This window comes from Pseudomonas sp. TH43 (assembly GCF_016650635.1).
Classification (GTDB): domain Bacteria; phylum Pseudomonadota; class Gammaproteobacteria; order Pseudomonadales; family Pseudomonadaceae; genus Aquipseudomonas.
The window spans coordinates 1481520-1500493 of the sequence record NZ_JAEKFI010000004.1 but is presented as its reverse complement, the minus strand read 5'-3'; the positions used below and the strand labels follow the sequence as shown (position 1 = coordinate 1500493).

General features: G+C 61.6%; 17 protein-coding genes. All 17 read left to right on the top strand.

The genetic code is table 11. The annotated features are described in order from the left end of the window. Positions 1-136 precede the first annotated feature (136 nt). The 17 genes from JFT81_RS23265 (at position 137) to JFT81_RS23190 (ending at position 18954) form a co-directional block, all read left to right on the top strand. Complete coding sequence (locus JFT81_RS23265; RefSeq protein ID WP_201229357.1) at positions 137-547, top strand: hypothetical protein; 411 nt, start codon at positions 137-139, stop codon at positions 545-547. After that, entirely contained in the window at positions 547-1326 is a 780-nt protein-coding gene (locus JFT81_RS23260) for a hypothetical protein (RefSeq protein WP_201229356.1), read from the top strand. The genes JFT81_RS23265 and JFT81_RS23260 overlap by 1 nt, the downstream gene beginning before the upstream one ends. After that, the gene (locus tag JFT81_RS29550; protein WP_277952812.1) at positions 1317-1439 is read left to right on the top strand and encodes a hypothetical protein; all 123 of its coding nucleotides are present in this window, start codon (positions 1317-1319) and stop codon (positions 1437-1439) included. The genes JFT81_RS23260 and JFT81_RS29550 overlap by 10 nt, the downstream gene beginning before the upstream one ends. Continuing rightward, on the top strand, positions 1436-1882 hold the full coding sequence (locus tag JFT81_RS23255) for a hypothetical protein (protein ID WP_201229353.1): 447 nt from the start codon (positions 1436-1438) through the stop codon (positions 1880-1882). The genes JFT81_RS29550 and JFT81_RS23255 overlap by 4 nt, the downstream gene beginning before the upstream one ends. Further along, positions 1875-2300: a hypothetical protein gene (locus tag JFT81_RS23250; protein ID WP_201229351.1), complete on the top strand. Its 426-nt coding sequence runs from the start codon at positions 1875-1877 to the stop codon at positions 2298-2300. The genes JFT81_RS23255 and JFT81_RS23250 overlap by 8 nt, the downstream gene beginning before the upstream one ends. Before the next feature lie 27 nt (positions 2301-2327). Then, positions 2328-4115 carry a type VI secretion system baseplate subunit TssF gene (gene tssF / locus JFT81_RS23245; RefSeq protein WP_201229349.1) on the top strand — a complete coding sequence of 596 codons (1788 nt, stop codon included), beginning with the start codon at positions 2328-2330 and terminating at the stop codon, positions 4113-4115. Next, positions 4079-5086, top strand: coding sequence for a type VI secretion system baseplate subunit TssG (tssG, locus tag JFT81_RS23240; RefSeq protein ID WP_201229347.1), 1008 nt, complete (start codon positions 4079-4081; stop codon positions 5084-5086). The genes tssF and tssG overlap by 37 nt, the downstream gene beginning before the upstream one ends. An 11-nt stretch (positions 5087-5097) precedes the next feature. After that, a complete protein-coding gene (gene tssH, locus JFT81_RS23235; RefSeq protein ID WP_201229345.1) occupies positions 5098-7755 on the top strand; it encodes a type VI secretion system ATPase TssH in 2658 nt (885 codons plus the stop codon). Positions 7756-7765: 10 nt separating this feature from the next. Then, positions 7766-9286: a sigma 54-interacting transcriptional regulator gene (locus tag JFT81_RS23230; RefSeq protein ID WP_201229343.1), complete on the top strand. Its 1521-nt coding sequence runs from the start codon at positions 7766-7768 to the stop codon at positions 9284-9286. Positions 9287-9598: 312 nt separating this feature from the next. Then, complete coding sequence (locus JFT81_RS23225) at positions 9599-9739, top strand: hypothetical protein (protein ID WP_003229566.1); 141 nt, start codon at positions 9599-9601, stop codon at positions 9737-9739. 18 nt (positions 9740-9757) lie between these two features. Next, positions 9758-10954, top strand: coding sequence for a type VI secretion system-associated FHA domain protein TagH (gene tagH / locus JFT81_RS23220; RefSeq protein WP_201229341.1), 1197 nt, complete (start codon positions 9758-9760; stop codon positions 10952-10954). A 5-nt stretch (positions 10955-10959) separates the two neighbouring features. Beyond that, the gene (gene tssJ / locus JFT81_RS23215; RefSeq protein WP_201229339.1) at positions 10960-11460 is read left to right on the top strand and encodes a type VI secretion system lipoprotein TssJ; all 501 of its coding nucleotides are present in this window, start codon (positions 10960-10962) and stop codon (positions 11458-11460) included. A 2-nt stretch (positions 11461-11462) separates the two neighbouring features. Further along, positions 11463-12794, top strand: a complete 1332-nt coding sequence (gene tssK, locus JFT81_RS23210) for a type VI secretion system baseplate subunit TssK (protein WP_201229337.1) — start codon at positions 11463-11465, stop codon at positions 12792-12794. A 5-nt stretch (positions 12795-12799) separates the two neighbouring features. Then, positions 12800-13675 carry a type IVB secretion system protein IcmH/DotU gene (gene icmH / locus JFT81_RS23205; protein WP_008078709.1) on the top strand — a complete coding sequence of 292 codons (876 nt, stop codon included), beginning with the start codon at positions 12800-12802 and terminating at the stop codon, positions 13673-13675. Between the two features lie 13 nt (positions 13676-13688). After that, a complete protein-coding gene (tssM, locus tag JFT81_RS23200) occupies positions 13689-17228 on the top strand; it encodes a type VI secretion system membrane subunit TssM (RefSeq protein WP_201229327.1) in 3540 nt (1179 codons plus the stop codon). Next, on the top strand, positions 17228-17956 hold the full coding sequence (locus JFT81_RS23195) for a PP2C family serine/threonine-protein phosphatase (protein ID WP_008078706.1): 729 nt from the start codon (positions 17228-17230) through the stop codon (positions 17954-17956). Before tssM ends, JFT81_RS23195 begins: the two co-directional genes overlap by 1 nt. After that, positions 17953-18954, top strand: a complete 1002-nt coding sequence (locus tag JFT81_RS23190; protein WP_201229319.1) for a serine/threonine-protein kinase — start codon at positions 17953-17955, stop codon at positions 18952-18954. The genes JFT81_RS23195 and JFT81_RS23190 overlap by 4 nt, the downstream gene beginning before the upstream one ends. The last annotated feature ends 20 nt before the right edge of the window (positions 18955-18974 follow it).

Genomic DNA, 18974 nt, shown 5'->3' with positions numbered 1-18974 from the left:
GTTACGTGAAAGCGACGGCGGCACGCCTGGCTCAAGAGTTCACCACGGATGTACGCTGGTATTGGCTGGGTACCCGAGCGGTCTACCCGACAGTGACAGGTTACGAGGGCTGGAATATTCCAGCGTGTGGCCAACCATGAACATGCGTAAGTATGCGAGGACGGTTGGTGTCTTCCTGGCCGTGGCGCTATTGCTGCCAGTGATCGTAGTGATCAACGAATTGACGCGTGCCCCGTCCCTGGTGACCTTCAGTCCTTCCGGCGATTACCGATTCGAGGTGGTACCCGCCAGTTGGATGATCGGTGCCTCCGGCATGCTCTATCTCAGACTGATTGACCTGAAAGACCCCGGCCACACTTACCGTACGCCGCTGATGATCCGTGAGTCGCTGTATATGCGCGGCTATGAGGACAAGGAAGTCGTCGGCGTGTCGTGGATTGATTTCAACAAGGCTGATCGAACATTCACGTGGTCGCTTCCAAGCTGGAAAGAGCATTGGGCCAACAGCGTGATCAGCAATACCCCTTATAAAGTGATAGAAAACTGATGGGTACCCGACTCATTGGATTGGCCGTGCATGCGCTGGCCTGCGTGATTTATATCGTCCTGAATGGCTATGCCGTGCCGGCCTACAAACAGCTGGTCGGTGGACTGACCTCGCGTGGTGTAGCCATTGGCATGGCGATGTACCTGATTTTCTATTTTTTCGTTTCTCTCAATCTGATTCTGGTCTTCATCCAGCGCCAGGCCATTCAGTTCGGTCTGGTAATTTTCATGATGCTGACGATCCTGTTTTACCTGCTGCCGCAGTATCCCATCCGGGGTTTGGCGTACTGCGCACTTACGGGTGGCTTGACGGTTGGCGGGATCCTGCTGAGCAGCGCCATAAACTCGGTGTACACCCGCTGGCGCCGGCAGGCGGGCGCGCAACCGCTGAAGATTCACCCGCGTCGAGCGACATCGCGACTGCTGCTGGTGACCGCGCTGATCGGTGTATGCATATGTACCGTTTTGCTTGGGTTGAAGATTTTCGGTGGTGTAACGGCAGAGCCCATCACCCGACACTCGAACGATTCGGGCGAGTGCTATCTCGTCACCTACGCGCCCGGCTATCACAAGCTGGGATTGCTCGGGAGTGTGTTCGAGTTGTTCGCCAGTGAGTACTTTTTCCGCGTGTACACCGCTGACGGCGCGCTGCTCGAATCGTCCGAATGGAATTTTCGGGTGACTGAAGTTTTCGGTGGGCCCCCGGAGTTCAGCGGCTCGACAGTACTGTATCCCGGCACGCAAGGTTACGAAGACTGGTGGGTGCCGGAATGCGCCTGATCACTTTGCTCGTCCTCCCCAAGCAGCCTCTTTTTTACGGGCTGACGGCGCTGCAGTCGTTGGTTGCGATCGAAATGGCCGGCGCTTACTACTCATCGTTGCCTGTCGCATGAACCTGCCAGCCCGCCTGATCTGCTGCCTGTTGATCCACAGTGTTTTCTGTGTGGGTTACACGTTGCTGAACAATTTTGCCGCCGACTGGTACATCGCGACCTACGGCGGTTTGACCTCGCGTGGGGTGAACATTCGCCTGACCAGCAAATTCCTCTACGAGTTTTTCCTGGTGTTCAACTGGCTGTTGGCGATGATCCTGGTTCTGCGCGTGAAGCTGGTGTTGTGGGCGATCTGGGTAGCGCTGGTGCTGTTGTGGATGCTGCCGGATCACCCGCTGCGGGCGCTGCTGTATGGCGTCGGTCAAGGGACTTTCACCCTGGCGGCGATTCTTCTCTGTACCGGGCTGGATCGTTGGTACACGCGCAGGTCCAACGCTGGAAAGCACCCAGCACATGGGCAAGAACCGGTCAGCGTGTCTGTCGCGGGGGCCGAGCATGCTTAGTCGCGCGCAACTGAACTTCTTCATGGCGGCCTTGTGGACGCCATTGCTGCTGATGCTGGCGTTTTCATCCTATGGCCTTTGGATTGGCGACTACTCGACACTCGAATCGCCCGAGACCCATTGGGTGTATCTGCTGTGGTTCGGTATGCCCGGGCTGCTGCTGTTTGCGCTGTGGGTATCGCGGGCGGCGAAGAGTCGAAGCGAGCGACAAGCGCTGCGGATGGTGTGGTGGGCGCCGGTCAAGTTCATCCCGTTCTACGCCGTGCCGTGGATGCTTTATGGCCTGTGCAGCCTGATCGCCGGCCCATTCGATGACGCTTTCATGGCCTACAGCTGGTTTTTGCTGGTGCCATACCTCCTGATCGCCGGTTATGTCTGTGCCGGCGTGACGGTTGCGCTCTACAGGATATTTTTTTGATGAGTACCACTACCAGGCAGGTAACCCGTGTCCTTTAACCACTACTACCAAAGCGAACTCACCGCTCTGCGCCAACTCGGTCGCCGTTTCGCCGAGCGTAGTCCGGCGCTGGCTCCGTATCTGGGGCAGGCCGGGCGGGACCCGGACGTGGAGCGGTTGCTCGAAGGCTTTGCGTTTCTGACCGGACGCTTGCGCCAGAAGCTCGATGACGAGCTGCCGGAGCTCAGTCATTCCCTGATGCAACTGCTGTGGCCGAACTACATGCGCCCGCTGCCGGCGTTCAGCATCTTGCAGTTCGACCCGCTCAAGCGTTCTGGTCCGGCGCTGAAAGTCGAGCGCGATACGCCGATTGAAAGCGTGCCGATCGAAGACGTGCGCTGCCGCTTCCGCACTTGCTACCCGACCGAAGTGTTGCCACTGGATCTGGCCGCGCTGAACTACTCGGTGAAGGGCGACGGTTCGTTGCTCAGCCTGCGTCTGGAAATGAGCGCCGACGGCCACCTCGGTGAGCTGGAACTGAGCAAACTGCGCCTGCACTTTGCCGGTGAACGTTACATCAGCCAGATGCTCTACCTGAGCCTGCTGCGTAACCTTGAAGGCATCGAATTGATCCCGCTCGACGGCGCCGGCAAGCCGATCGATGGCGTCAGCGGCAAGCCGATGGCGTTCAAGATTCCCGGTGACCGGGTCAAACCGGTGGGCTTTGCCGAAGAAGAAGCGTTGATCCCGTATCCGCTGAACACCTTCCGTGGCTATCGCTACCTGCAGGAATACTTCGCCTTCCAGGACAAGTTCCTGTTCGTCGACGTCAACGGTCTGGACATCCTCAAGGCACTGCCGGAAGACACGCTCAAGCAGATGCGCGGCCTCGAATTGCGTTTCGACATTCGCAAGAGCGGCATCATGCGCATGCGCCCGACGCTGGATAACGTGAAGCTGTTCTGCACGCCAATTGCCAACCTGTTTGCGCACGACGCACTGCCGATTCGCCTCGATGGCAAACAGGACGAATACCTGCTGCTACCGGCGGAATACGACCTGGAAAACTGCGGCGTGTTCTCGGTGGAAACCGTGACCGGCTGGAAGCCCGGCGGCCTCGGCTATCAGGAGTACGTGCCGTTCGAATCCTTTGAGCACGACCCGAGTTTCGACGTGCCCAACAGCCGTCCGCACTACAGCATTCGCCAGCGTTCGTCGCTGTTGCACGACGGTCTCGACACCTACCTGAGCTTCGGCATTCGCCACACCGAGGCCCACGAAACCCTGTCGATCGAGCTGATGTGCACCAACCAGAACCTGCCCCGCAAGCTCAAGCTCGGCGACATCTGCATGGCTTGCGAAGAGACGCCGGAGTTCTTGAGTTTCCGCAACATCACCCCGGCGACCTCGAGTTTTGCGCCACCGCTGAATCGTGACTTCCTGTGGAAGCTGATCAGCAACATGTCGCTTAACTATCTGTCGCTGGCCGACGTCAATGCGTTGAAGGTGATTCTCGAAACCTACGACTTGCCGCGCTACTACGACCAGCACGCGGAGAAGGTCAGCAAACGCCTGCTCGGCGGCCTCAAGCACATCAAGCATCACCACGTCGATCGGTTGCACCGTGGCCTGCCGGTACGCGGTTTGCGCACCGAGCTGACCATCGACCCGGAAGGGTACATCGGCGAGGGCGACCTGTTCGTCTTCGCTTCGGTTCTTAACGAGTTTTTCGCGCTTTACGCCAGTCTCAATTCATTCCATGAACTGCGCGTAAAAAGCACACAGGGAGAGGTGTACCAATGGACACCACGTATGGGCCTTCAGCCCCTGCTTTAAGCGGGCTGACCAAGGTAATACGCGAGTACTCGCTGTTTCAGGCCGTGCTGCTGGTGATCGACCGGCTGCGCGAAGCACACCCGCACCTGAGCGAAGACGATCTGTACGATCAGGTCGAGTTCCAGGCCAACCCGAGCCTGGGCTTTCCGCGCAGCGATGTCGATCGCGTGGAGTTTTTCGAAGAGCACGGGCAGATGCGCGCGCGCATGCGTTTCAACCTGATCGGCCTGGTGGGCTCGGGTTCGCCGTTGCCGGCGTTCTACGGCGAACAGGCCCTGGGCGACAGCGAGGACGGCAACCCGACGCGCAATTTCCTCGACCTGTTCCACCATCGCCTGCAACGGCTGATGCTGCCGATCTGGCGCAAGTACCGCTATCGCGCGAGCTTCCAGAGTGGCGCGCTCGACCCGTTCTCGTCGCAGCTGTTTGCGCTGATCGGTCTGGGCGGCGACGAGATCCGCAAGGCCAAGGAGCTCAACTGGAAACGCCTGTTGCCGTACCTCGGCCTGCTCAGCTTGCGGGCGCACTCGGCGGCACTGATCGAAGCCGTGCTGCGTTACTACTTCAAGCACGAAGACTTGGTCATCGAGCAGTGCATCGAGCGTCGCGTGGAGATTCTCGAAGAACAGCGCAATCGTTTGGGCCGCGACAACAGCGTGCTCGGCGAAGACCTCGTGCTCGGTGAGCACGTGCGCGACCGCAGCGGCAAATTCCGCATTCACATCACCCAGCTCGACTGGCAGCGATTCCATGAATTCCTGCCGATCGGTTTTGGTTACCAGCCGCTCTGCGCGCTGGTGCGGTTCACCCTGCGTGACCCGCTTGATTACGACATCCGCCTGGTCTTGCGCCAGGAAGAAATCCGCGAACTGCGCATCGGTGAGCAGAACGCCTGTCGCCTCGGCTGGACCAGTTGGCTGGGCCGCGAAAAAGCGGACGGCGTGGTGACCCTGGGCAGCAAAATTCATTAAGGACGTGAGCCATGATCAACGTAGACCTGCAACAACTCATCCAGGCGCTGGACGCCGAAACCCGTCGTGATCTGGAGCGTTCGGCCGAGCGTTGCGTCGCCCGTGGCGGCAGCAAGATCCTCGTCGAAGACCTGATGCTCGGCCTGCTCGAGCGCCCGAACGGTTTGCTCGCACGCGCGTTGCAGGATGCTGATGTCGACGCCGGTGAACTGAGCGCCGCACTGCAATCGCGAGTTGAACACAGCGCATCGCGCAATCCGGTGTTTGCTCCGGAACTGGTGCAATGGCTGCAAGACGCCTTGCTGGTGGCCAACCTCGAACTGGGCCAGACCCAGGTCGAAGACGCCGCGCTGATTCTCGCGCTGCTGCGCAACCCGATGCGCTACGCCGGCAGCCGTTATCAGCCGCTGCTCGCCAAGCTGAACATTGATCGCCTGAAAGAATTCGCCCTGTCGCAAAAAGAGCAACCGGCGGCCAATGGCAAACCGGCCGCGCAGGGCGAATCGCTGTTGCAGCGCTTCACCCACAACCTGACCCAACAGGCCCGCGACGGCAAACTCGACCCGGTGCTGTGCCGTGATGGCGCGATCCGCCAGATGGTCGACATCCTCGCCCGTCGCCGCAAGAACAACCCGATCGTGGTCGGTGAAGCCGGTGTCGGTAAGACCGCCATCGTCGAAGGCCTGGCGTCGCGCATCGCTGCCGGTGAAGTGCCGCAAGTGCTCAAAGGTGTCGAGCTGCTGTCGCTGGACATGGGCCTGTTGCAGGCCGGCGCGAGCGTCAAAGGTGAGTTCGAGCGTCGCCTCAAAGGCGTGATCGACGAAGTCAAAGCCTCGCCGAAACCGATCATTCTGTTCATCGACGAAGCCCACACCCTGATCGGCGCGGGCGGCAATGCCGGCGGTTCCGACGCGGCCAACCTGCTGAAACCGGCACTGGCGCGCGGCGAGCTGCGCACCATCGCCGCGACCACGTGGGCCGAATACAAGAAATACTTCGAGAAAGACCCGGCCCTGGCCCGTCGTTTCCAACCGGTGCAGTTGCACGAGCCGACCGTCAGCGAAGCGGTGACCATCCTCCGTGGCCTGGCTCAGGTCTACGAGAAGAGCCACGGTATCTACCTGCGCGATGACGCGGTGGTCTCGGCGGCGGAACTGTCGGCCCGTTATCTGGCCGGTCGCCAACTGCCGGACAAAGCCGTCGACGTTCTCGACACCGCTTGCGCCCGCGTGCGCATCAGCCTCGCCGCTGCACCGGAAAGCCTTGAACGCCTGCGTGGCGAATTGGCTGAAGGTGGCCGTCAGCGTCAGGCCCTGCGCCGCGACGCCGAAGCTGGCTTGCTGATCGACCACGAAGCACTCGATGCGCTGGAAGCGCGTCTCGACGAAGCCGAAGATGAGATGGTCGCACTGGAAACCCAGTGGACCGAACAGAAAGCCTTGGCCGAGCGCCTGCTGGAACTGCGTCAGCAACTGGCCAAGGCTCGTGAGGCTGCCGCTGTCGAGCCGACCGTCAGCGTTGAAGAAGACGCCGAAGGCACCGTGATCGAAACTCTCACAGCCGACGTTGAAGAAGGCCAAAGCGTTGAAGCGCTGGAAGCCGAACTGAACAAGACTCACGCCGAGCTGACTGCCGCACAGGTCAAGGAGCGTCTGGTCAGCTTTGAAGTCTGCCCGCGTCTGGTCGCCGAAGTGATCAGCGCCTGGACCGGTGTGCCACTGGCGCAACTGGCCCGTGAGCACAACGCCAAGGTCGCCAGTTTCGCCACCGACCTGCGCACGCGCATCCGTGGTCAGGAGCAAGCCGTACACGCACTGGACCGCTCGATGCGCGCCACCGCTGCCGGCCTCAACAAACCTGATGCACCGGTCGGTGTGTTCCTGCTGGTCGGCCCGAGCGGCGTCGGTAAAACCGAAACCGCGCTGGCGCTCGCTGACCTGCTGTACGGCGGCGATCGTTTCATCACCACCATCAACATGTCCGAGTTCCAGGAGAAGCACACCGTTTCGCGCCTGATCGGTGCACCGCCAGGCTACGTCGGTTACGGCGAGGGCGGCATGCTCACCGAAGCCGTGCGGCAGAAACCGTACTCGGTGGTGCTGCTCGATGAAGTCGAGAAGGCAGACCCGGACGTGCTCAACCTGTTCTACCAAATCTTCGATAAAGGCGTGGCCAACGACGGCGAAGGTCGCGAGATCGACTTCCGCAACACGTTGATCCTGATGACCTCGAACCTCGGCAGCGACCGTATCAGCGACCTCTGCGAAAACGGTGCACGGCCAACCGCCGAAGTGCTCGAAGAAACCATTCGCCCGGTGCTCAGCAAACACTTCAAACCGGCGCTGCTGGCGCGGATGAAAGTGGTGCCGTACTACCCGGTCGGCGGCCCGGTATTGCGCGAGCTGATCGAGATCAAACTCGGCCGTCTCGGCGAGCGTCTCAACCGTCGTCAGCTGGATTTCACTTGGTGCCAGAACCTCGTCGATCACTTGTCCGAGCGTTGCACGCAAAGCGAAAGCGGTGCGCGCCTGATCGATCACTTGCTTGATCAGCACGTGCTGCCGCTGGTAGCGGATCGTCTGCTCGACGCTATGGCCACCGGTGAAAGCCTCAAGCGTGTGCATGCCACGCTCGACGGCGAAGCCAGCGTGACGTGCGAGTTCGCCTGAGGTGGGCGTGATGTTCACTCAAGTGCCGCAGCCGCTGGTCTATGCCGAAGCGTTGCTGGCGCAGTTCGCCAGTCTGTCGCGTGCGGCAGACGGCGCTGCGCTCTTGGGTGACTTCGTGCGCGGTTTGGCCGAGTTGAGCGGCTGCGAATTGACGCAGCTGTACCTGCTCGACGCTACCCACACCTGCCTGGGGATGAACGCCGAGTACCTCGACGGCGCGCTGCAACCGCGCGAAGCGGCAAGCCTGCCGGCGGATTACAACGGTGAGCAACTGTTGCAATTCGCCCTGTGCCAGAACCGCGTGGTGTGCCTCGACGACCTCGGCGGAAGCCTGCACGAAACCAGTTTCCTGCCAGTCGCAACGCAGGCCTGGCAATCGTTGCTGTGTGTGCCGCTGGTCAATCAGCACAAGGCAGTTGAAGGCTTGCTGCTGTGTGCCAGCCATCGCCGCGTCGACCTGCAAGGCTTCGCCCATTCCCTCGGCCAGCTCGGCTCGTTCGTGTTGGGTCAGTTGCACTTGCTGCAACGTCTGCGTCAGCCAGTGGATGTGGTCGCGCCGATGTCGCGCAGTGTGGCCAACGTCAGCGGTTATGGCCTGATCGGCAAAAGTGCGGCGATGCGCCAGACCTACTCGCTGATCAGCAAGGTCTTGCACAGCCCGTACACCGTGCTGTTGCGCGGCGAAACCGGCACCGGCAAGGAAGTTGTGGCGCGAGCGATTCACGACTGCGGCCCGCGACGTTCCCAGGCGTTCATCGTGCAGAACTGCGCGGCGTTCCCGGAAAACCTGCTGGAAAGCGAACTGTTCGGCTACCGCAAAGGTGCCTTCACCGGCGCCGATCGCGACCGTGCCGGGCTGTTCGACGCGGCCAATGGCGGCACGCTGTTGCTCGATGAAATCGGCGACATGCCGCTGTCGTTGCAGGCCAAGTTGCTGCGCGTGTTGCAGGAAGGCGAGATCCGTCCGTTGGGCTCCAACGACACGCACAAGATCGATGTGCGCATCATCGCCGCGACGCACCGTGATCTGTCGGTGCTGGTCAGCGAAGGTAAATTTCGCGAGGACTTGTATTACCGCCTCGCGCAATTCCCGATCGAACTGCCGGCGTTGCGTCATCGCGAAAGCGACATTCTCGAACTGGCGCGGCATTTCGCCGACAAGGCCTGCTCGTTCTTGCAGCGCGACCCGGTGCGCTGGTCGGAAGCGGCACTGGAGCATCTGTCTGGCTACAACTTCCCCGGCAACGTTCGCGAGCTCAAAGGCCTGGTCGAACGCGCGGTGCTGTTGTGCGAGGGCGGCGAGTTGCTGGACGAGCATTTCTCCCTGCGCATGGAACCGATGCCCGACGACCACAGCGGCCTGAACCTGCGCGAACGCCTGGAGAAAGTCGAACGCAGTCTGTTGCTCGATTGCCTGCGCAAGAACGACGGCAACCAGACCCTGGCCGCCCGCGAACTGGGCCTGCCACGTCGCACGCTGCTGTATCGCCTCGGTCGCTTGAACATCAATTTGGGTGACTTCGATGGTTGAGTTACAGCAGTTCGTTGAACTCAAAACATACCCTGTGGCGAGGGGATTTATCCCCGTCCGGCTGCGCAGCAGTCGCAGTCCGGTAAACACGGTTTCACTCAGAGACCGCGCTGGCAGGTTTTGGGGGCGCTGCGCACCCCAACGGGGCGGTGCGACGTTTCGCCAAGTCCCCTCGCCACAGGAGATCGTGGCACCTCCTTGGATTGGCTCTGAGCCTTGGTTTAGAGCCTCCCAAGCCAATGAATTCGCTAATAATGGCGCCGCCCGCAAGGGTCGGCGCCTTGTGCTTTGTCTACCCCTGGAGACCCTCTGATGTCTGTTCGTCACTGGCACGCTGTTCTGCTGACCCTTGTCGTTCTTTGCGGCCTAGGCGGCTGTAGCGGCAATTACAAATTCAACGACAACGACTATCGCCCGTTGGGTGATCCGCAAGCGGTCAATCGCGGCAAGTGACCGCAAGGAGCATCAAACATGGAATTGGTTTTCGAAATGCTGAACACCAAGCAGTTCGTGCCCACCGAGTTGTGCCAGAAGACCTTCAAACAGGCCGGCGGCGTGATCGGGCGGGGCGAGGACTGCGACTGGATCATCCCTGACCGCAAGCGTCACCTGTCCAATCACCACGCGATTGTGAGCTTCCGTGACGGTGTGTTTTTCCTCACCGATGCCAGTAGCAACGGCGTGCAGGACGGCGACAGCGGCGCGCGCCTGCACAAGGGTGAGCCGGTGCGCATCGAGCACGGCAGCACCTATGTGCTCGGCGACTTCGAGATCCGTGCGCGGCTGGTCCGTGACCCGGCGGCGTTCGACGGTGAAGCCGGGCGCCCGCGCGCGGCCGGCAGCATCATTCCGGACGACGCGTTCCTCGATCTCGACCCGCTGAAATCCCTCGAACAGCAAGAGCGCGTGTACTCGGAATTCGAGGAAATGCTCGCGCCGAACACCGACCCGGAGGACTCCCGTCAGCGCGCCGACTATGCGCGCATCGACATGGAAAGCCTGATGGTGCCGGAGCTGATCGCCGCGCCCGCCGAACCTGAGCCAACGCCGGCGCCCAAAGCCGTTGAGCGCCAGAGCGAAGGTTTCTGGGAGCACTTCGGTGCCGCGCTCGGTGTCGACGTCAAAGGTCTCAGCCACGACGAGCGTGAAGCCCTGGCGCTGAACGCTGCGCGCTTGCTGCGTCAGAGCGTCGGCGGTTTGCAGCAGAGTCTGCGTACTCGTTCGGAGCTTAAAAACGAACTGCGTCTGGCCCAGACCACCGTGCAAGGCAGCAACAAGAATCCGCTGAAATTTGCCGTTGATCCGAGCGAAGCGCTGCAGATTCTGTTGCAACCAAGCAAGCCTGGCCATCTGCCGGCCGAGCAAGCCATCTCCCGCGCGTTCCGCGATTTGCAGGCGCATCAGGTGGCGTTGCTGACCGCCAGCCGCGCCGCCGTGCGCGGCACGCTGGAGCACTTCTCCCCGGAGCAACTGACCCTGCGTTTCGAGCGCGACAACAAGCCGTTGATTGCAACGTCGGGCGGGCGCTGGAGAGCGTTCGGTCGTTATCACCAGGCGCTGCGTCAGGACGATGACTGGAGCGAACGCCTGTTGGCCCGCGACTTCGCCCAGGCCTACGAAGAACAGATCCGCCTGATCTCCACCCTCCACACCGACCACCAAGGATGATGCGCATGTCTCGCCGCTCGACCGCTTTTTTCAAGACGCTGACTGCGCTCACCGTGCTGGTGCTGCTCGCCGGTTGCTCGTCGCTGTCGCCGTACTCGAAAGTGACCAAGATCAATCTGAAACTGACCGGTAGCGATCAGTTGAACCCGGATCTCAATGGTCGGCCGTCGCCGATCGTCGTGCGCCTGTTCGAACTCAAGCACCCGGTGACCTTCGAGAACGCTGACTTCTTCAGCCTCTACGAGCGCGCCAAGGAATCCCTCAACCCGGATCTGGTGGCCAGCGAAGAAATCGAACTGCGCCCGGGTGAAACCGTGGAAATGAAGCTCAGCGTGGAGGAGGGCAGCCGCTACGTCGGCATCCTCGCCGCCTACCGTGACCTGCCGGAAACCAAATGGCGCTACACGGTGCAAATCACTCCGCTGGAAGTCACCGACGCGGATCTGACGCTGGATCAGGCCGGGATCCGCAACACCCATGAAGTGCTCGCCAAGGCGGATGACTGACCATGAATACCCATAAAGTCATTTGGCAGGAAGGCATGCTGCTGCGTCCGCAGCACTTCCAGCACAACGATCGCTACTACGATCACCAGATGAAAACCCGCACCCAGTTGCTGGGGGGTTACACCTGGGGTTTTCTCAATCTGGAGATCGACCTGCAGTTTCTCAACATGGGCAAACTGGTGATCAGTGCTGCCTCGGGGATCTTGCCGGACGGCAGCCTGTTCGAACTCGGCGGCAACACCGAGCCGCTGGCGCTGGACGTGCCGCCGAATACCGGCAACACGCCGATCTACCTGGCGCTGCCGCTGGTCACCGGTAATCACATCGAGTCGCGCCGTCCGGAGCAGTCCGACGTTCTCGCGCGCTACACCGCGTACGACGCCGAAGTGGCCGACTCCAACGCCGGCGACGATTCCGCCAGCCAGGTCAGCTGTGGTCGCCCGGACTTCAAACTGTTGCTCGGCGAGCAGCAGAGCGATCAGGCCTACGTGAAGCTGAAGATCTGCGACGTGCTCGACACCACGCCCGACGGCGTGATCAGCCTCGACCCGGACTTCGTGCCGACCTACATTCAGGCCCACGCCTCCAGCTATCTGCTGTCGTGCCTGAAAGAAGTCATCAGCATGCTCAACCACCGTGGCGACACGATTGCCGAGCGGATTCGCTCCAACGGCAAGGTCGGCGGTGCGGAAGTCGGCGACTTCATGATGCTGCAACTGATCAACCGTACCGAACTGCTGCTGCGCCACTACCTGGGGCTGGAGCAGGTTCATCCGGAAGAGTTGTACCGCACGCTGCTGACCATGCTCGGCGATCTGGCGACTTTCTCCGGCGATAGCAAACGCCCGCGTCTGGACAGCCGCTACTCGCACGCCGATCAGGGCGCAAGCTTCCGCAAACTGATGGACGCAATTCGTCAGGTACTGTCGATGGTGCTGGAACAGCACGCCATCGAGCTGATCCTGCAAGCGCGTCAGTACGGCATCATCGTGTCGCCGTTGCACGACCACAAACTGCTCGGCACGGCATCGTTCGTGCTGGCGGCCAGTGCCAACTGCGACTCCGAAGAACTGCGCCACCGCTTGCCGGCGCACCTCAAGGTCGGCCCGGTGGAGCGCATCCGCCAACTGGTCAACCTGCACCTGCCGGGGATCAAGGTCAAACCGTTGCCGGTGGCCCCGCGGCAGATCGCGTTCCACTCGAACAAAACCTATTTCATCCTCGAACTCAGTTCCGAAGACCTGGCACAACTCGAGCGCTCCGGCGGCTTCGCGTTCCACGTGTCCGGCGAATTTGCCGAGCTTGAACTGAAATTCTGGGCCATCAGGAACTGACCGACATGATCAAGGACATGGAACACAATCAGGACGACAAAACCGTCCTGCTCGACCGTCAGGGCCATGGCCCGGCGTCGAGTCCGCTGACCGACTTCGCCGCGCCGCCGCGTTTCGAGCAACTCGAAGAACGGATGATCTACGCCGCGCGCCTGCGCCCGGCCGAAGCGTTCAACATCAGCCTCAATTCGCTGGTGGCCGCTTCCTCCGAACTGCTCTCGGAAGTGGTGCGCCTCAAGCACAGCGAAACCCGCGAAGATCTCTACGCGCTCAACGAGCGCCTGACCGCCGGGCTCAAGCTGTTTGAAGTGCGCGCCCTGCACAACGGCGCCGAGAGCAGCCAGGTGATGGCCGCGCGTTACGTGCTCTGCACCGTGGTCGACGAAGCTGTCGTGACCACGCCGTGGGGCAACGAAAGCGAATGGTCGCAGATGAGCCTTTTGAGCAGCTTCCACAACGAAACCTTCGGTGGCGAGAAGTTCTTCCAGTTGCTCGATCGGCTGTCGAAGAACCCGGTCAAGCACCTGCCGATGCTCGAGCTGATGTACCTGTGCCTGTCCCTCGGTTTCGAGGGCAAGTACCGCGTCCAGGCTCGCGGCATGCTCGAACTCGAAGGCATCCGCGACGCCTTGTACCGGCAGATCCGTCAGTTGCGTGGCGACGTGCCGCGCGAGTTGTCGCCGCATTGGGAAGGCTTGAACGATCAGCGCCGCAACCTGGTGCGCATCGTGCCGGCGTGGATGGTGGTGTTGTTCACCTTCGTCTGCCTGGTGGTGATGTATTCGGGCTTCGCCTGGGTCTTGGGCGAGCAGCGCGACACCGTTCTGCAACCATATCAGCCGCTTGATCCGGCCGCGGTCCAGCCGCAGTCGCAGCCGTAAACAGGGACGTGTGATGAAAAAGTTTTTCAAGAAAGTCGGCGCCTTCCTGCGCCAGACCTGGGTCTGGACCCTGCTGCTGGTGCTGTTCGTGGCGCTGCTGGTGTGGTTCGTCGGCCCGTTGTTGGCAGTGGATGACTACAAGTTCTGGGAAGGTTCGACCTCCCGTCTGTTGACCATCAGCGTGCTGTTCCTGATCTGGGGCCTGACCATGGTCTTCGTCAGCTGGCGCTCGGGCATTCGCAAGAAAGCCGAAGAAGAGTCCGAAGACGGTCAGGATCGCATCCGCCGCGAAGAGCAGATCGACGAAGAACAGAAAGAGTTGAAGGCGCGCTTCAAAGACGCGCTGAAAACCCTGAAGACTTCGAGCCTGTATCGCGGCCGCAGCGAACGCTGGCGCAGCGACTTGCCGTGGTACCTGTTGATCGGCCCACAGGCCTCGGGCAAGACCAGCCTGCTGGACTTTTCCGGTCTGGAATTCCCGATCAACAAGATCGACCGCAAACTGACCCGCGACACCCTCGGCACCCGTCATTGCGACTGGTACTTCGCCGATCACGGTGTGCTGATCGACACCGCCGGCCGTTACCTGACGCAGCCTGACGCCGAAGTCGACGGCAGCGCCTGGACCACCTTGCTGGAGCTGTTGCGCAAGCGTCGTCGTGGCCGTCCGTTGAACGGTGTGCTGGTGACCATTCCGGTGGAAACCCTGCTCGGCGGCAGCGAACAAGACATCGACACCCTGGCGCGCCAGGTGCGTGCTCGCCTGCAAGACGTGCACCAGAAACTGCACGTCGACGTGCCGGTGTATCTGGTGCTGAGCAAGGCTGACAAGCTGCTCGGTTTCGACGAGTTCTTCGATCAACTGACCCGCGAAGAAAGCGATCAGGTGCTGGGTACCAGTTTCCGCAAGGATCAGGTCGGCACCGACGTGACCGTGCTGCGCAACGAGTTCGAAGAACTGCTGCGTCGCCTCAACAGCCAAGTGATCATGCGCATGCACTCCGAGCGCGACACGCAGCGCCGTGGCCGCATCCTCGACTTCCCGCATCAACTGGGGCAGATCGGCGAGCGCATGTGCCTGTTCGTCGACATGGCGTTCACCGGCAACCGTTATCAGCGTGCTACGCAACTGCGCGGTTTCTACCTGACCAGCGCACCGCACCTGACACAAGAGATGGATTCGACCACCGCCGGCATCGGCGCCAGCCTCGGCCTCAACGCCGGTGTGTTGCCGACCCTGCGCAGCGGCCGTTCGCGATTCATTCATCACCTGCTCAGCCGAGTGATTTTCCCTGAAGCCGATCTGGCCGGTCTCGACAAGCGCGAGCGCAGCCGCATCCATTGGGGTCAGCGTGCGTTGTACGTCGGCGCACTGGCGGCACTGGCGTTGTTCGGCATGCTTTGGGCTGGCGGTTTCTCGGCCAACTACGAGCGTCTGGAAAACCTGCGCAACCTGGCGCAGAACTGGACACAGCAGCGCTCGGCCTTGTCGCCGCGCGATGATGCGATGGGTGTGCTGAAAACCCTCGACACCAGCTACGCTGCGACCCAGGCCTTCCCGAAAAAAGGTGACGTCTCGTACCTTGAACGTGGCGGTCTGTATCAGGGTGAAACCGTTAATCCGGTGGTGAAAGAGGCTTACGATCGTGAGCTTGAAAAGCAGCTGCTGCCACGCGTCGCGACCATGCTCGAAGGGCAGATTCGCGCCAACATGAAGGACCGCGAAAAGCTGCTCAACAGCCTGCGCGCGTACCTGATGCTGAACATGAAAGACCGTCGTGACGCCGCATGGCTGAAGGACTGGGTCGCCACTGACTGGTCGCAGCGCTACACCGGCAACACCGCGGTGCAGAACGGTCTGAACACTCACCTCGAACGCTTGCTGAAGCTGCCGTTTATCTACCCGCTGAACGACCAGTTGGTCACGCAGGCGCGTCAGGTATTGCGCAGCGAATCGCTGGCCACCGTGGTTTATCGCATGCTCCGCGAGCAGGCGCGCAACCTGCCGGAATACCGCTTCAGCCAACACCTCGGCCCGCAAGGCGCGCTGTTTATCGGCACCGAATATGTGATCCCGGGCTTCTACACGCAGACCGGTTATCAGCAGTACTTCTCGGTGCAGGGTTCGGCGCTGGTCACCGACATCCTGCGTGACAACTGGGTGCTGGGCGAAGGTGCGGGCATCAGCGACATGGACTTGCGTCGCCTGATGGTCGAACTGGAGCAGCTGTATTTCCGCGACTACGCCAACTACTGGAGCGAAGCCGTTGGCCAGGTAGCCTTGCCGCCGATCAGCGACGCCGGTGAAGGCGCCGAGCAACTGGCGGGGCTGACTTCGGCCAACTCGCCGGTGCTCGCATTGCTTACCGAAGTGCGTGAAAACACCCGCTTCCCGGCCGCTGCCGATCCGGTCGATGAAGCCGGTGATGCCGCCGATGCACTGGCGGGGCAAAAGGGCAAACTGGGTAAAGTCGGCAAACTGGCGTCTGCCGTGGCGGATAAGGCTTCGGCCCTGAACGTCGCCAAGAGCCTGCCGGACACCGCGAAGAAGTCGCTGCAACGTCGCTTCGAACCGCTGCATCGTTTGCTCGATGACAACAACGGTCCGGGCGCCGACCTGACGCCTGCCTTCACCGCGCTCAACGACCTGCAACTGCAACTGTCCGGTCTGGCCCGTTCCAGCACGCCGGAACAAGCCGCGTTCGAACTGGCGAAAACCCGCATGAGCGGCCAGCGTGATGCGCTGACCAACCTGCGCACCGCTTCCGGTCGCCTGCCGCGGCCACTGAGCGTGTGGTTCAACGTGCTGGCCGAAGACTCCTGGCGTCTGGTGCTCAACGATGCTTACCAATACCTCAACGGCCGTTATCAGAACGAGCTGTACAGCGTGTATGGCAAGACCATCAGCAAGCGTTATCCGTTCAGCGCCAGCAGCACCAGCGACGTGGCGATCAGCGACTTCCGCGAGTTCTTCAAGGCGCAAGGCACCGTTGACCGCTTCTTCGACAGCTACATGCGTCCGTTCGTCAGCGGCGATCCGGGCAACTACCGCATGCGCAGCATTGACGGTCACAGCCTGCCGGTGTCCAAGGTCTACCTCGATCAGATGGCGGCGGCACTGACGATTCGTCAGAGCTTCTTCTCGATCAACCCGGCCGAACCGACCGTGCAGTTCAAACTGGAGCCATACACCCTCGACCCGGCCGTCAGCCGTTCCGAGTTCAAGTTCGGCGACAAGACCATGGAATACCGTCACGGCCCGATCCTGCCAATGTCGTTCAAGTGGCCGACCGATGCTGAAGACGGTCGCACCAGCCTGGTCATGGACAAAATGGCCGGCCGCCCGATCGGTATCGAAAAGAACTCCGGCCCATGGTCGCTGTTCCGTCTGTTCGACCTGATGCAGACCGAGTATCTGACCGGTCGCGACGTGCTGGTGCTGAAAGCTGACGTAGGCGGCCTGCGCGCCAACTACCTGCTGACCAGCCAGCGCACGCCGAACCCGTTCGACATGGGCGTGCTGCGCACCTTCCGTATGCCGGTGCAGCTCTGATGCTGGTGGCCAGTCCCTGGCGCAGCGCGGCGCGTACTGACCCGGGCAAGGTGCGGGCGCGCAACGAAGATGCCTTCCTCGACCATCCGCAGCAGGGGCTGTGGGTGGTCGCGGACGGCATGGGCGGTCATCAGGGTGGCGACGTCGCCAGCCAGTTGATCGTCGCCAGCCTGGCTGAACTGCCGGCACACGACGAGTTCGACGAACGCCTCAAAGCCATTCGCCAGTGCCTGCACTGGCTGAACCGGCGCCTGGGGCAGGAGTTGACCGTCACTGCCGGCCGTCACGACAGCATCATGGGCAGCACCGTCGTGGCGCTGCTGGTGGAAGGCAATCGCGCGGCCTGCATCTGGGCCGGCGACAGCCGCTGCTACCTGTGGCGCGGCCAGCGTCTGTATCAACTGTCCAAAGACCATTCGCTGCAACAGCAACTGATCGACGAGCAACAGATGAGCGTCGAACAAGCGGCAGCGCACCCGTCGGCTCAGGCGTTGACCCGAGCCGTCGGCGCCGCCGAACAACTGACCCTGGATGTCCTCGAACTCGAGGTCTATCCGGGCGATGCGTTTTTGCTCTGCAGCGATGGTTTGTATCAAGGCCTGAGCAGCGATGCCCTCGGCAACGCCCTCAGCCTCAGCGCGCCGCACGTGGCGCTGGAACGTTTGTTCGACGGTGCCCTGCGGGGCGCCGCTCGGGACAATTTGACCGCCGTGGTAATCCGCCAATGAGTGAAATCGAATCGCCAATCGATGACTTGCTGATGAGCGAAGAACAGGCCAACAACCTGACGTACTTCGCCTTCGCCAAAGCCCATAACGCGGAACCCGCGCTAGCCCCCACCAAGGCCAGCATCGGCGCGTTGCCGGACGTGCTGGCCGGCCGTTATCGCCTCGAGCGCCTGCTCGGGGCCGGCGGCATGGGCGCTGTATACCGGGCGAGGGATCTGCTGCACGAACAGTTCGGCGATCCCGACCCTTACATCGCGCTGAAAATCCTCAGCGAAGAATTTGCCGAATCGCCGGACGCCAGTGCCTTGCTCTACAGCGAGTTCGCCCTGACCCGACGCTTGCGCCACAACAACGTTGTGCGCGCACACACCTTTGAAGTCGACACCGATTGCCAGCGGGCCTTCATCACCATGGAATACATGCGTGGCCTGACCCTGGACAAATTGCTCTGCGAGCGGCCTCTCGGCCTGCCGTGGAAAGAACTGCGCGACATCGTCTTGCCGCTGCTCGACACGCTGGCCTACGCCCACCGTCGCGGCGTGCTGCACGGTGACATGAAACCGAGCAACGTCATGCTCAGCGAGGAAGGCTTGCGCCTCTTCGACTTCGGTCTCGGCCAGGCAGAAGAGGGCACGTTGCCCGGCCTGCCACACCTGAGCCGCGAGCGCTTCAACGCCTGGACCCCGGGCTACGCCGCCCCCGAACTGCTTGAGGGCCAACCATTGTCGGCCAGCGCGGACGTGTACGGCGTGGCCTGCGTGATCTATGAATTGGCGGGCGGCAAACACCCGTTCCGCCGCTTGCCCTCGACCCAGGCCCGCGACGAGCACCTGGAGCGCGAACTGCAAGCCCCGCAGAACTTACCGAAACACTGTTGGCCAGCGCTGCAAACCGCGCTGAGCTTCGATGCGGCAGCGCGCACCATCACTGCCGAACAACTGCGTGACGCCTTGGGCGCCACTTCATCCTGGCTGCAACGTCTGCGGTTTCGGGCGTAACGGATGACATTCGAACAGGG